General features: G+C 59.1%; 11 protein-coding genes. 4 read left to right on the top strand and 7 right to left on the bottom strand.

The window, feature by feature from the left end; translation table 11 throughout:
- Window positions 1-215: 215 nt before the first annotated feature.
- From DW189_RS12495 to DW189_RS12470, 6 genes are all read right to left on the bottom strand, one after another.
- A complete protein-coding gene (locus DW189_RS12495; RefSeq protein ID WP_117508417.1) occupies window positions 216-2450 on the bottom strand; it encodes a glycoside hydrolase family 3 C-terminal domain-containing protein in 2235 nt (744 codons plus the stop codon).
- A gap of 639 nt (window positions 2451-3089) precedes the next feature.
- Window positions 3090-3464 (bottom strand): preprotein translocase subunit SecG, encoded by a 375-nt coding sequence (gene secG / locus DW189_RS12490; protein WP_018696927.1) that lies wholly within the window; start codon window positions 3462-3464, stop codon window positions 3090-3092.
- An 11-nt stretch (window positions 3465-3475) separates the two neighbouring features.
- The gene (locus DW189_RS12485; RefSeq protein WP_022333790.1) at window positions 3476-3964 is read right to left on the bottom strand and encodes a hypothetical protein; all 489 of its coding nucleotides are present in this window, start codon (window positions 3962-3964) and stop codon (window positions 3476-3478) included.
- A gap of 12 nt (window positions 3965-3976) precedes the next feature.
- Window positions 3977-4486, bottom strand: coding sequence for an LptE family protein (gene lptE / locus DW189_RS12480; protein ID WP_117508416.1), 510 nt, complete (start codon window positions 4484-4486; stop codon window positions 3977-3979).
- A gap of 58 nt (window positions 4487-4544) precedes the next feature.
- Window positions 4545-5753 carry a sigma-54 interaction domain-containing protein gene (locus tag DW189_RS12475; RefSeq protein ID WP_018696930.1) on the bottom strand — a complete coding sequence of 403 codons (1209 nt, stop codon included), beginning with the start codon at window positions 5751-5753 and terminating at the stop codon, window positions 4545-4547.
- Entirely contained in the window at window positions 5754-6473 is a 720-nt protein-coding gene (locus DW189_RS12470) for a hypothetical protein (RefSeq protein WP_174760571.1), read from the bottom strand.
- 223 nt (window positions 6474-6696) lie between these two features.
- Between DW189_RS12470 and DW189_RS12465 the strand changes: the two genes are divergently transcribed.
- The 3 genes from DW189_RS12465 to DW189_RS12455 all read left to right on the top strand — a co-directional run bounded on the left by DW189_RS12465 (window position 6697) and on the right by DW189_RS12455 (window position 9349).
- Window positions 6697-8091, top strand: a complete 1395-nt coding sequence (locus DW189_RS12465; protein ID WP_018696932.1) for a decarboxylase — start codon at window positions 6697-6699, stop codon at window positions 8089-8091.
- A gap of 475 nt (window positions 8092-8566) precedes the next feature.
- Window positions 8567-9013: a cold-shock protein gene (locus DW189_RS12460; protein WP_018696933.1), complete on the top strand. Its 447-nt coding sequence runs from the start codon at window positions 8567-8569 to the stop codon at window positions 9011-9013.
- 15 nt (window positions 9014-9028) lie between these two features.
- Window positions 9029-9349 (top strand): RNA recognition motif domain-containing protein, encoded by a 321-nt coding sequence (locus tag DW189_RS12455; RefSeq protein WP_022333785.1) that lies wholly within the window; start codon window positions 9029-9031, stop codon window positions 9347-9349.
- 441 nt (window positions 9350-9790) lie between these two features.
- On the opposite strand, the gene DW189_RS12445 is transcribed toward DW189_RS12455, so the two are convergent.
- Window positions 9791-11431: a DUF6377 domain-containing protein gene (locus DW189_RS12445; protein WP_117508414.1), complete on the bottom strand. Its 1641-nt coding sequence runs from the start codon at window positions 11429-11431 to the stop codon at window positions 9791-9793.
- Window positions 11432-11928: 497 nt separating this feature from the next.
- Here DW189_RS12445 and DW189_RS12440 point away from each other — a divergent pair, with 497 nt between their 5' ends.
- Window positions 11929-13509: an acyloxyacyl hydrolase gene (locus DW189_RS12440; RefSeq protein WP_117508413.1), complete on the top strand. Its 1581-nt coding sequence runs from the start codon at window positions 11929-11931 to the stop codon at window positions 13507-13509.
- Window positions 13510-13572 lie beyond the last annotated feature (63 nt).

The following is a 13572-nucleotide window of genomic DNA, read 5'->3' as shown; positions in this document are numbered from 1 at the left end:
GCCCCGCAGTTCACGCTGCGGCGGATATCGCAGGGCCGCGAAAGCCCGGCAACGACAACCCCCGCAAACCATCGAGTTTGCGGGGGTTGTTGCTATTTCGGGCACAAGGTAGGAGCCGCCTCAAGGGTGGTGCTCACCGCTGGCAGCGGCCGTAGCCTGTCCGCCGCACCCGCTCATTCCGCAGCGCCGGTTCCGCGACGCCCACGCAGCGGGGATTATTTCAGCACGAAATCGACGGTTCCGCGGATGTCGTCCGACGCGGCGCCGACATAGGCGGTGAATTCACCGGGCTCTGCGACCCAGGCACCTTTCGCATCGTCGTAACATGCGAGCATCCCGGGGTCGATTTCGAACGTGACGGTTCGGCTCTGGCCAGGCGCGAGGTATACCTTTTCGAAGCCCTTGAGCTCCTTCACGGGACGCGGCAGCGACGAGAGTTTGTCGCCGATATAAAGCTGCACGACTTCGGCGCCGGCACGTCCGCCCGTATTGGTCACGTCGGCAGAGACCCGGAGCCTGCCCGTCGTTGCAAGCGACGTGCGATCCGCCCGCACGTTGGCAATGTCGAACGTCGTATAGCTCAGGCCGTGGCCGAAGGCAAACAGGGGTTCGATCCGCTCCTTCTCGATCCAGCGGTAACCGACGAAGATCCCGTCGCGGTAGACGACCTGCCCCTCGCCGGGATACTCCCCGGCGGAGTGGGCGCTGCAATCCTCCAGACGCACCGGGAAGGTGAAGGGCAGTTTACCCGAAGGGTTGACGGCACCGAACAATACGTCGGCCAGCGCATTGCCGGCCTCGGAGCCCGAATACCATGCCTCCAGTACGGCGGGCACGCGGTCGATCCACGGCATCGCCACGGCATTGCCCGAGACGAACACCACGGCAAGGTTGGGGTTGGCTTCGGCCAAAGCCCCGATCACGGCATCCTGTCCGTAAGGCAGCCCGAGTTGCAAACGGTCGGCGCCTTCGGAATCCTGATGGTCGCCCTTGTTCAGGCCGCCGATAAACACCACGGCATCCACCTTGCGGGCTGCGGCGATGGCATCGGCGAGGAGCTGAGCCCCGGAGCGTCCTTCCGAGAGATCCTGTCCGGTCACGACCCCGTTGTAGTCGCCCGTCACGTCGCCGACGTAACCGCGCTCGTAGAGCACCTCGGCCTTGTCGCCGACGGCCGCACGGATACCCTCCAGCGGCGTACACTCGTGTTTCACCTTGAGCGACGAGGAACCGCCGCCGACGGTCATCATCTTCACGGCGTTCTCGCCCACGACAAGCAGTTTCTTCGTTTTCGAAAGGTCGACGGGAAGCACCCCGCCGTCGTTCTTGAGCAGCACCATACCCTCGCCCGCAATGCGGCGTGCCGCGGCATTATGCTCCGGCGAGCAGAGCGACCCGAAGGGTTTGCGGCTGTTCATCGCCGTGCGGAAGATCAGGCGCAGCACGCGGCGGGCCTTGTCGTCGAGCTCCCCGGTACCCACCTCGCCCCTGCGGAGCAGTTCGAGGTAGGGATTCGCCAGGTAGTAATTGCCGTAGGCATTGGTCGCGCCCCAGTTCAGGCCGTCCGTCCACGTGCCGAACTCCATGTCGAGCCCCTTGAAGATGGCCTCGCGCGTATCGTGCACGCCGCCCCAGTCGGAGATGACCACGCCGTCGAACGCCCAGTCACGCTTGAGGATGTCGTTCAGCAGGTATTGGTTGTGGCAGCAATGCTCGCCCTTGTATTTATTGTAGGCGCCCATGATGGCCCACGCACCGCCCTCTTGCACCGCAGCCTTGAAGGCCGGAAGGTAGATCTCGTGCAGGGCACGGTCGTCGACCACCACGTCGACCTCATGGCGCCGCAGTTCCTGGTTGTTCACGGCAAAGTGCTTCACGCAGGCGGCAACCCCGTTCTGCTGTACCCCCTGCACGTAAGGCACGACCATGCGGGCCGACAGGAAAGGGTCTTCGCCCATATACTCGAAGTTGCGCCCGTTCAGGGGCGTGCGGTAGATGTTGACGCCGGGGCCCAGCAGCACGTCCTTATCCCGGTAACGCGCCTCCTCGCCAATGGACTTGCCGTAGAGGGCCGACATTTCGGGGTTCCACGTCGCGGCAAGGCACGTCAGCGCCGGAAATGCCGTACACGAGTCGTTCGTCCAGCCGGCCTGATCCCACTCGTCCCACAAGACCTCAGGGCGGATGCCGTGCGGGCCGTCGGTGCACCACACTTCGGGTATGCCCAGCCGCGGAACGCCCGCCGACGAGAATTTAGACTGCGCATGCAGCAACCCGACCTTCTCTTCGAGCGTCAGGCGCGAAAGGGCGTCCTCGACGCGCTTTTCAAGCGGCTGCGACTCGTCCAGATAGACGGCCACATCGCCCCGGGGTTGCTGGACGCCCGTACAGGCGACCGCCGCGAGGGCACAAAATGCGGCAATGCCTTTTACATAAGTTTTGGTTTTCATTAGGAAATATATTTAAAATAAATATACATATACACGTAATATATTGATTAAAACTCTTGACATACAAAGATAAAAATTATTTTATAACCCACCAAAGATAAAGTTATTTTCAAAGAGTCAAAGCCATTAAAAACATTTATTACGATTCCGAGGCTATCACAGAGGAAGGGGGGGGGCAGAAGCGTGGAACGCGGAGAGGAGGCAAAAAGTGGACACCCCCAGGAAGAGGAGGCCCCAGGAAGAGGCTCGAAGAGGATGCAGTAGTAGGACGGCAAACGAAGATAGCAAAAAAATGAAAGATCGCACATGAACAAGTTATGCGGAACAAGAAGCACAGGCTGCAAGGGCAAAGCCGGAAAGGAAGGAGGGAGCAAACAGGGACAGACAGGGACAGACGAAAAAACCAAAGGCAGAAGCAGAGGAGGATGGGGGTGGGCAGATGGGGCAGAGAACGGAGAAGAACGGAGAAAATGCGGGGAACACCGGGAACACCGGGAACGCGGGGAACAGGCGGTGGAAGCAGAAAAGACAGGAAATGTATACAGGAAATGCACAATACAAAAAAAAGACCGCGGAATCGCTTCCGCAGTCTTTTGTCTTCTGTTCCCCGTCGTCAGGGGCAGCCTCCGGGATACTACCCTATTCGGCGGGCTGCTCCGCAGGGGTTTCGGCCGGAGCCTGTGCCGGAATCTCGGCCTGGGGCATCGTGGCGGGCGCCTCGGTCTCAAGGACACGCTCCTGAAGTGCCTTGGCGTCCTTCGAAATTTCGCTGTTGCTCTCTGCGACGCGCCCCTTGTCCATGGCGAGCGTAGCCACGAGGCTCAGCACAACGATAGCGATAGCCATCGTCCAAGTGAATTTCTCGAGGAAATCCGAAGTTTCACGCACACCCATAACCTGGTTGGACGCGCCGAAATTGGCGGCCATGCCGCTCTTGGGGTTCTGCACCAATACCGCAAGGATCACCAGAACGCTGGCAATGAGTATCAAGGCAATGCAAATCGTGTATAACATATCGTTGAAATTTAATTATTGTTTTCCAATTTGCCAATTAGCTCGGCAAAGTAAACACTTTTTTCGGGATTTCGCAAACTTAATTTGCGATAAATCGCTATGGCTTTGTCCCGAAGCCCCTGGGCAAGATAGATTTCCGCCAGTTCCTCGCTCACGACCTGGTCGTCGTCGTCCAGCACGGCCTCGGTGCACACCTCCTCCTCGGGTTCGCCGTCGGCGGCCACGATGCGCAGATCCTCCTCGCGCAGGAAACGGTCGATGATGTCGTCGGACGACAGCCGGCACAGGGCATCGGCATCGACCGCAGCCATGCGCAGCGAACTCTGCGCACGCCACGGGGCGGTCACGTCCAGCCGGGGATCGGGCCTGCCCGTGGCGATTTCGCGCACGATACGCGCCAGGTCGAACCACTCGCAGCGCGCGAGCAACGCGTCGAGTTCCGCCTCTGCGGGAAGTTCACCCGCGCCGGACGATGCGATATATTGTTTCAGGTCAGCCATTGCCGCGAAGGTTTACCAGTTCGAAGCCGAAGCCTGGAAAATGTCCGTCACCAGCTTGTCGACGATCTGCGGGATGAGCTCCCCCTCGACTTCGGTCAGCAGACGTGTGGATTCGTAGTCCTCGTAGGACGTGAAAGTCCTGTTCCAGGACTGTTTCTCGTCGAGGGCATTCGTGAAACGCACCTTGATGGTGATCGTCAGGCGGTTCAGCAGGGCGTAATCGTCGCTCGACACCGACGCCGTGGTGGAGGTATAGTTGATGATCTCGCCTTCGAAAGCGAAGTCGCCGCCCTCTTCGACCTGCATCAGGCGGGTACGGCGGGTGAACATGTCGACGAGCGCATCGGTGAGCGTCGAGCTGAGGATGGGCGCAACCATCGTGGCGTTGTTGGGGAAATAGGCCACGCTGAAAGTCCTGGCATCGGGCGGGATCGAGGCGCCCGAGAGCGAATATTTGATGGCCACGCCGCACCCGGTCAGCAGGGCGGCACAGAGGGCCGTGATAGCAAATTTTATCTTCATAGCACAAAAATTCTCTTCTCCGGGCGGCTCCGGCACGGATACGCCGTGCCCGGGCGGCCTAATTATCTTCGATGCCCAGCTCCTTGATCTTGCGGTAGAGCGTACGTTCGGACATGAACAATTCGGCGGCGGCCTCGCGGCGGCGCCCGTTATTGCGGCGCAGGGCGCGGATGATCTGCTCGCGCTGCATGTCGGCCTTGGTCATCTCGCGCGGCGGCTCGTCGGTGACATCCTCGCTCTCGGCATAGACCGCCGCAGGGGCATAGGCCGAAGCGGAGCTCTGGGCCGTGGTCGGCAGCAGCGCCTTGACGTCGTGCACAGGCCCGCAGGGTGCCTGGGTGTTGTGCATCAACTCGGACATCATCCGCTTGAGGTCGTTGATGTCGGCCCGCATGTCGAACAGCACCTTGTAGAGCAGTTCGCGTTCGGTGGACATCGTGTCGTCCGCGCGCATCCCGCCCATCGGTGCGGGCGTCCCGCCGTCCTGCGGCGGAAGATAGCGGGACAGCACGTCGGCCGTGATAAGGCGGGTCTGTTCGATGGCCGAGATCTGCTCGGCCACGTTTTTGAGCTGGCGGATATTGCCCCGCCAGTAATAATGCATCAGCATCTCGCGCGCCGCGGCATCGAGCGTCACGGCAGGCATACGGTACTGTGCGGCCACGTCGGCGGCGAATTTGCGGAACAGCAGCGGGATGTCCTGCGGCCGCTCGCGCAGCGAAGGCACCGTGATCGGCACCGTGCTGAGGCGGTAGTACAAGTCCTCGCGGAAACGCCCCGAAGCGATGGCCTGCTGGAGGTTCATATTCGTGGCGGCAACGACGCGGACATCGGTTTTCTGCACCTTGGACGACCCGACGCGGATAAACTCGCCCGTCTGCAACACGCGCAGCAGGCGCGCCTGGGTCGGGTGCGGCAACTCGGCGACCTCGTCGAGGAAGATCGTCCCCCCGTCGGCCTCCTCGAAATAGCCCTTGCGGGCTTCGAGCGCCCCGGTGAAGGAGCCTTTCTCATGCCCGAAGAGTTCCGAGTCGATGGTACCTTCGGGAATCGCCGCACAGTTGACGGCTATATATTTATTGTGTTTGCGCGCCGAATAGGCGTGGATGACCTGCGGAAAGAACTCTTTGCCCACGCCGCTCTCGCCCGTGACAAGGACGGTCAGGTCGGTGGGAGCCACACGCACGGCGACCTCCAGCGCCCGGTCTAAAAGTTCCGAAGTGCCGATGATGCCGAAGCGCTGCTTGACTGTGGTGATGTCCGTCATTTATTCCGTTATGGGTTGTTCGGGCGTCGCCGCGCCCGTGTCCGTTGCGGGCTGCGGGTCGGCGGGTTGTTCGAGGTACTGCATTTCGGCCTCCTTGTCGTTCGCTTCACGCAGATAGCCGAAAGCGATGGCGGCGACGGCGATGGCGGCGGCGATGGCGGCGACCCAAATGAAACGGTCGGCACGGCGCCGGCGCGGCGGCCGGTCGACATAGGTGTAGGCGGCGGTAGTCTTCGGCGGCTTGCCGTAGCGCAGGCCCCGCACCGAAGGGTCGGGGTTCATTTTGGCCGAGGGCGACACGCGCGGCTCGGAATAAGGCAGCTTCGGGGGCTTCTGCCCCATAGGGGCAGTCTGCGTCCCGGCCGGAACCGAGGCGGCACCCGGCGCTGCGTCCGCAGCGGACTGCACAGGCCGCGGCTCGTAGGCGAAGGCGATCGTCCCGTTGGGGCCGGGGCGCAACACCCCGAAGCCGTCGAGCCGGAACTCCTGCCCGTGCTGGGCGGCATGGCGCACCTCGAAGACGAAGCGGTCGATCTCGCCCGCAGCCTCCAGTTCACCGACGCCCGCCTCTCGCAGCAGGCCGCGCAGCACACCGTCGTCGCGTTTGAGCAACTCCGAAAAAACAATGCTTACGCCCGGCTCCTTGACGATGAACGTCCCGAGCTGGGGCACGACGAGCCGCTTGTGCGACCCGAGATATTGCGATATGGTCTGAACCAACACGATTGAAATCCACTTTTGAAATCCGGTTCAAAAATACCCTTTTCCGATGAAAAAAGCAAAATTCGGCACGGATTTTCAAAATAATCGGGCAAACTATTGGTTATACGAAAAATATTCGTTTGATTTGCATCCCGAAATTTCAAAAAATCCGGAAGAGCTACTTTGGCCCGAAATTACGGATGTAGCGAAGACGGATTGCCGAAACTTACACGAACCAGCCATGAAAGACAAGTACATCGACCTCATCGAACAGACGTTCGACTTTCCGCAGGATGAGTTCTCGGTCGAAGACAACGAGTTGAATTTCCATGACATCCCGCTCATGGAACTGATCAAGCAGTACGGTACGCCGCTCAAGATAACGTACCTGCCGAAGATCTCGCAACAGATCAACCGCGCCAAGCGCATGTTCAACGTGGCGATGGCGAAGGTCGACTACAAAGGCTCGTACAACTATTGTTACTGCACCAAGTCGAGCCATTTCTCGTTCGTGCTGGAGGAGGCCATGAAGAACGACGTCCACCTGGAAACGTCGTCGGCATACGACATACATATAATCAATGCGCTTTACGACGGCGGCATCATCGACAAAGACCGTTACATCATCTGCAACGGGTTCAAGCGCCCGCAGTACGTGGAGAACATCGCCCAGCTGGTGAACGACGGCTTCGTCAACACGATCCCCGTGCTGGACAACAAGGAGGAGCTCGACCTGTTCGAGGACGCCTTCACCAAGAAATGCAAGGTCGGCATCCGCATCGCCTGCGAGGAGGAACCCAAGTTCGAGTTCTACACCTCGCGGCTGGGTATCCGCTACAACGACATCATCGACTTCTACAAGGCCAAGCTCAAGAACAGCAAGAAATTCCAGCTCAAGATGCTGCATTTCTTCATCAACACGGGCATCAAGGACACGGCCTACTACTGGAACGAGTTGTCGAAGTGCATGAACGTCTACTGCGAACTCAAAGCCATCTGCCCCGAGCTGGACAGCCTCAACATCGGCGGCGGGTTCCCCATCAAGAACTCGCTCAACTTCGAGTACGACTACGAATACCTGACCGAGGAGATCATCGCCCAGATCAAGAACATCTGCCACCGCAACGACACGGAGGAACCCAACATCTTCACCGAGTTCGGATCGTTCACCGTAGGCGAAAGCGGCGCGGCGCTCTACTCGATCGTCAACCAGAAACAGCAGAACGACCGCGAGAACTGGTACATGATCGACTCGTCGTTCATCACTACCCTGCCCGACACGTGGGGCATCAACCAGCGTTACATCATGCTGGCGGTGAACAACTGGGACCGCGAATACCAGCGCGTGCTGCTCGGGGGACTGACCTGCGACAGCGAGGATTTCTACAATGCCGAATCGCACACCAACGCCATCTTCCTGCCCAAGCTCGAACCGGGCAACACGCAATACATCGGGTTCTTCCACACGGGTGCCTACCAGGAGTCGCTGGGCGGTTTCGGCGGCATCCAGCACTGCCTGATCCCGGCACCCAAGCACATCATCATCGACCGCGACAAGAGCGACAACGAGTACTACACGAGGCTCTTCGCCAAGGAGCAGTCCTACCGCTCGATGCTGAGGATACTCGGCTACTAAGGCCGCAGCCCCGGGGCTTCCTGCCGGCGGTCGCTCCCGCCCCGGGAACGGGGCGGAAATACATTTCTGCGGAATATCGACGCATTAATCCGCAAAAAAATAGGAATAACCGAATAATTTGATTACCTTTGTCGGCATAAACAAGGGTTTATATTGAATTCTTCTTTCGTGCGTATTTGTTTCCGCGGTACTTTGGCGGACTGTCCCATCTCAGAATAGATCTCATTATCAGCTTCTTTGTTCATAAACGGCCTCATGGAGGCAACAGGCATCGGAGGTGATGCAAAAAGGAAATGATGGTGAATTTTTTTACAGACAAGCACGAAATCCATGTCCCATAATTCCGTATACCGAGGGAAAGGCCGCCGAATCTGGCACCTTTTCTGCTTTTAACACGGGTATCGGGCAGCGGAAATACGACAAAACCGACGGATACAGTCCCGCGACAGGGGCGATAGCCGCATAACAACATAGAATGGCAAAACGAATAACGACAGGTAAAAGAGACCGGGAAAAGCTCAAGGAGCAAAAACGACAGGAAAAGCAAAAACGCAAGGACGAACGCAAAAGCGGCGGTACGAGTTCTTTCGAGGATATGATAGCCTATGTGGACGAGAACGGCATACTGCACACCACGCCCCAGGATGTCAAACCCAAGACGGAGATAGACGTCTCGCAGATCGAGATTTCGACACCCAAACAGGAGGAAATGGAAATACTGCCCTCCACAGGGCGCGTCGAGTATTTCACCGCCTCGAAAGGCTACGGCTTCATAAAGGATGCCGACAGCGGCGAAAAATACTTTTTCCACATCTCTTCCGCACCTGACACCATTGCCGAAGGAGACAAAGTAACATTTGAAATTGAACGCGGGACGCGCGGATTGGCCGCAGTACGTATATCAATTATAAACAAACAATAATTAAAAACAAGAACGATGAACATTTATGTTTCACATCTGAGCTGGGGTACGAAAAGCGACAGCCTGCAGAACCTTTTTTCACAGTACGGCGAGGTATCCTCGGCTAACGTAATCACCGACCGCGAAACGGGCCGCTCGCGTGGCTTCGGCTTCGTGGAGATGCCTAACGAGACCGAAGGACAGGCTGCGATCGACGCGCTCGACGGCACCGACTTCGAAGGCAAGACCATCGGAGTCAATGTCGCAAAGCCCAAGGCAGACAGACCTGCCGGCGGTTACGGCGGTGGCAACCGTGGCGGCGGTTACGGCGGCGGCTACGGCAACAGGAGATACTAAGCTTCCATACGGAATATATCACCCCTGCTTCATGCGATTGAGGCAGGGGTCTCTTTTTTGCCCGGTCAGTCAAGGCTATGAGGAAATCCCCGAAGGGTGCAGCGTATCGGAAAGGGGCAGACGGACGCCGGAGCATCGGAAGAAAGGAGGAAATTGCAGGCCGCACCGGCCGGGACTGGCATGCCGGGTCACACGGGGAGCACACCAGAATTTCGCCCGAATCACGACGAGGCTGAAAGCGGGGCACACACCGGATCGGAAATAAAGAGGAAACTGCAGGCCGCACCGGCCGGGGCTGGCATGCCGGCTCACACGGGGAGCACACCAGAATTTCGCCCGAATCACGACGAGGCTGAAAGCGGGGCACACACCGGATCGGAAATGAACAGGAAAAGAACAATCTTCCGAACAAACAGCTAACAAACAACGACTTGCAAGCGATTATGCATTGTCGGCCGGTAAACAGGATGGAAACGCGTCGAGCGACAAGGAACCGAGTTTGCGAACCGTCTCCTCGAAATTGTCGCCGCCGTTGAGCGCGGCTTTCTTGATTTTGCTTTTGTAATTATAGATCGTCTGCGGCGAACAGCGCAGGAAATCGGCGATCTGGTTCACGTCGGAAACCCCGAGCCGGATCAGCGCGAAGATACGCAGTTCGGTGTTGAGACGCCCTTCTTCGGGCGTATAGCGGCTCCGGGGGTTGAGCAGGGCGTTGAATTTCTCCACGAAATTGGGATAGAGGTTCAGGAAGGCACGGTCGAAATTGCGGCACAACTCCTCTTCCTCCCTGCCGGGAGCCTGCAACGAAAGGTCGTGCAGGCGGTCGAATTGTTTATTCCTGATCTTCAGGTTTATATCGCGGCGGTATTTGTCCAGTTTGTTGATATAGATGGCGCACTGGTTCATGAAATAACCCAGGTAACGCTCCTTGACCAGGTTCGCTTCGTCGAGGTTGCGGTTCAGGCTGATAAGCTCCTGCGTCAGTGCCGCCAGCTCCCGCCGGGCACGCGATATGACCTTCGTCTGGCGGAAATAGAAAAACAGCGCGATGGCCAGCGCCAGCACCAGCAGGCTCGACATGGTGGCATAGAAGCGCAGGTTGTGCCGCTGCTTGTCGAGCTTATAGAGGTAGCTGCTCTCGATGATCGGATAGAGGCGCGCGATCACGGTGTTCTTGAAACGGGAATTGTAGAAATTGGCATCGTTCAGCGCATAGGAGATATAGGAGTATGCCCGGTCGATGTCGCCCTTTTCGAACAGGCGCGTGGCCAGCGCGAGCAGCGCCTCGTTCTCCTTCACCGCAAGGCGTATGTCCATCGTGGCGGCCAGGGTCAGGTAGCGTTCCTCCATCGCGCTGTCGCCCGCCTGCCCGTAGGCTTTGGCCAGGCACATCGCACCCATAGCATAGGGATGGGTCTGGGGATCGCGCGAACGGAATATGCCTTCGAATATTTCGAGCGCCCCGTCCGGCTGCCCCTGCTCCATGAGCTGGAAAGCCCGCTCGGTCTGCCAGTCCGTGGAACCGACGGGCAGCAGCGACAACAGCGAATCGCGGCAACGGCCGATCTCCCCCTTATATTCGTCCGACAGATGGCTGTCGTTGGTGTATTTTATCAGATTCTCGTAATAGCGGATCGAGTTCCAGTAATAGCGGCATTTCTGGTCGGCAGGCAGCCGTCCGTAGTCGATAGACCGGAAAATGTCGTTGGCCTGCAGGAAAAGCCCCGACAGGGAGTAGAGGAACGCCAGCCGCAGCCTGCTCTCGGAGAGATGATCCGGGTTGCCGAGGCTGCGGGCGATCCGGATATTCTGCAGGACATAATATTCGGCCGAGTCGCACAGGAAGGATTCGTAGTTGTCGATGATTTCGCAGTTGATCCGGTAGATGTCCTCCGTACTCCGGGCACCGCTCTTGCGCAGCCGCAACTCCTCGATGCGCGCCTTTTTATAGCCGGTATAGACTTCGCTGCTGTCGATCGCCGCATTGAGCGTCCGCAGCAGGTCGCCCGGCATAGCGTCACCGCCGCGGACAGAGGAAGAACAAACCAACAGGGAAAAGAGTATGAGGGAAAATTGTTTCATTCGTCAAAAATTTCTCGTCCGGCAGTCCCGGGAAAGACTGCCCGAATTTGAGTTCAGGCCGGCAACCCGCCTTCCCGGGATTTACATGTACAAGTATACGAAATCCGGCCGGATTTTGCAATTTTTCGTCCGCTTTTTCCACGGTGCAGGCCGCAATCCGGGACAAACCGGCCGATCGGGAGGGCACCTATTCCGGCGGCGGCAGAACCACTGTCCGCGTGATGCCGGCCTCGCGGGCAAAATGCCGGTTGCGGGTGACGACGGGCAGCGTTCCCCGATACCCTGCAACGGCGCGGGCAAGGATACCGAAGCAGGCGGGGAAAAAGCCCGGAAGGGCAAAACCGGCAGGGCGCAACAGGACAGAGAAGCCGGAACCGACGAAACCGGAAAGCGGAAACGACGAAACAGAATACCTGCGGGGTATTTTTTCGGATCAACGCTTTGCACTCGCGTAAAAATTCGTAACTTGTGCGGTCAAAATACCGCGATTGGAGAGAATGCGACATATCATACGGAGGACGGCAGGGCTCTTTGCGGGGTGCCTGCTCTTCTTGTCGGCGGAGGCGACCGCCGCGGAGCCCGTACCCGCCCGGGCGGGCGGCGCCCCGCGGCAAAACGCACCGGCGCACCGGGATGCCGCGAGCGCCGGGGATGTCGGAAACGCCGAGCGCGCAAAACGCACAAAGGACGCCGCGAGCGCCGGGGACGGCACGTCCCGCAGCATGGAGCCGGATACGACAGGCATGGCAGGCGGGGCTGAGGCCGGCACCGTGTCCCGGGGAGCGGCACGCCGCCGCGCATCCGCCTACCGGACGGGCTACGATACGGGCTACCGTAACGGCTATGCCGCCGGATACCGGGCCGCCCTGGATCAGACGAAGAAACAAGCCTCAGCCACTACCCCGCTATTGTCCTCCTTCTCCGCGGACACGACAGGCCGGAGGCGGAGGCTCGTCCACAGTATCGGCGCGGAATTCCGCCCGGAGTACATTCCCCCAACGAACATCTTTCTGGCCGGAGCCAACATGGCAGGCGAGCCGATCCAGCGCTCGCTGGCCGCCCACCTGCGTTATTCGTTCCGCTTCCGCCCCGGGTCGCGCCCCGACTGCATCTACGGCGGCGTATACCAGGGAATTGGGGTCTCCTATTACAGCTTCGGCAACCGCGGGGAGCTGGGCAACCCGGTTGCCGTCTACCTCTTCCAGGGCGCGCGCATCGCACGCATCAGCCCGCTGGTATCGTTCAACTACGAGTGGAATTTCGGCCTGTCGTTCGGATGGAAACCCTACGACACGAACTACAACCGCGCCAACATCATGATGGGGTCGAGGGTCAACGCCTACCTCAACGTCGATTTCTACCTCAACTGGCTGCTCACGCAGCGGTTGGAACTCACCACGGGCCTTTCGATGACCCACTTTTCGAACGGCAACACCAAATTCCCCAACGCGGGACTCAACTCGATCGGCATGAAACTCGGGCTCGTATACAGTTTCGGAAGGGTCGACAACCCGCTCTCGCGGCCACGGGCACGGCTGCTCGCGGAACCCTTTCCCCGCCACCTGAGCTACGATCTGGTGCTGTTCGGCTCGTGGCGCCGCAAGGGAGTGGCGGTCGGCGACAAGCAATACGCCGCGCCCGATGCTTACGGCGTGGCGGGGTTCAACTTCGCGACGATGTATAATTTCGGGTACAAGTTCCGCGCGGGCCTGTCAGTGGACGGCGTGTACGACGGCAGCGCCAACGTCTACACCGAAGACTACATCGTAGGCTACGACGGGGACGACCCCGGGTACCAGTTCCATACCCCCTCGTTCGACAAGCAGATCGCACTGGGAATTTCGGGACGCGCGGAGTTCGTGATGCCCTATTTCACGGTCGGCTTCGGGCTGGGTTTCAACGTACTGCACAAGGGCGGAGACCTCAAGTCGTTTTACCAGATGCTGACGCTCAAGGTCGGTGTCACACGCAATACGTTCGTACATGTGGGCTACTGCCTCAAGGATTTCCAGACCCCGAACTACCTGATGCTGGGCGTCGGGTTCCGTTTCAACAACAAATACCCGAGGCTGCGGTAAGGCTGCGGCGCCATAGCGCGTCGAATACAGGGCGATGCCTCCGGTGTTTTCCGGAAGCATCGC

The organism is Alistipes sp. AM16-43, from assembly GCF_003435745.1.
GTDB lineage: Bacteria > Bacteroidota > Bacteroidia > Bacteroidales > Rikenellaceae > Alistipes > Alistipes onderdonkii.
This window is presented reverse-complemented; position numbering and strand designations above follow the sequence as displayed.

What these genes read in the sequence shown, in the direction of transcription:
- DW189_RS12475 (WP_018696930.1), bottom strand. Translation starts at nt 5,753, where the DNA reads ATGACGGACATCACCACAGTCAAGCAGCGCTTCGGCATCATCGGCACT.
- DW189_RS12445 (WP_117508414.1), bottom strand. Translation starts at nt 11,431, where the DNA reads ATGAAACAATTTTCCCTCATACTCTTTTCCCTGTTGGTTTGTTCTTCC.
- DW189_RS12465 (WP_018696932.1), top strand. Translation starts at nt 6,697, where the DNA reads ATGAAAGACAAGTACATCGACCTCATCGAACAGACGTTCGACTTTCCG.
- DW189_RS12440 (WP_117508413.1), top strand. Translation starts at nt 11,929, where the DNA reads ATGCGACATATCATACGGAGGACGGCAGGGCTCTTTGCGGGGTGCCTG.
- DW189_RS12460 (WP_018696933.1), top strand. Translation starts at nt 8,567, where the DNA reads ATGGCAAAACGAATAACGACAGGTAAAAGAGACCGGGAAAAGCTCAAG.
- DW189_RS12485 (WP_022333790.1), bottom strand. Translation starts at nt 3,964, where the DNA reads ATGGCTGACCTGAAACAATATATCGCATCGTCCGGCGCGGGTGAACTT.
- secG (WP_018696927.1), bottom strand. Translation starts at nt 3,464, where the DNA reads ATGTTATACACGATTTGCATTGCCTTGATACTCATTGCCAGCGTTCTG.
- DW189_RS12495 (WP_117508417.1), bottom strand. Translation starts at nt 2,450, where the DNA reads ATGAAAACCAAAACTTATGTAAAAGGCATTGCCGCATTTTGTGCCCTC.
- lptE (WP_117508416.1), bottom strand. Translation starts at nt 4,486, where the DNA reads ATGAAGATAAAATTTGCTATCACGGCCCTCTGTGCCGCCCTGCTGACC.
- DW189_RS12455 (WP_022333785.1), top strand. Translation starts at nt 9,029, where the DNA reads ATGAACATTTATGTTTCACATCTGAGCTGGGGTACGAAAAGCGACAGC.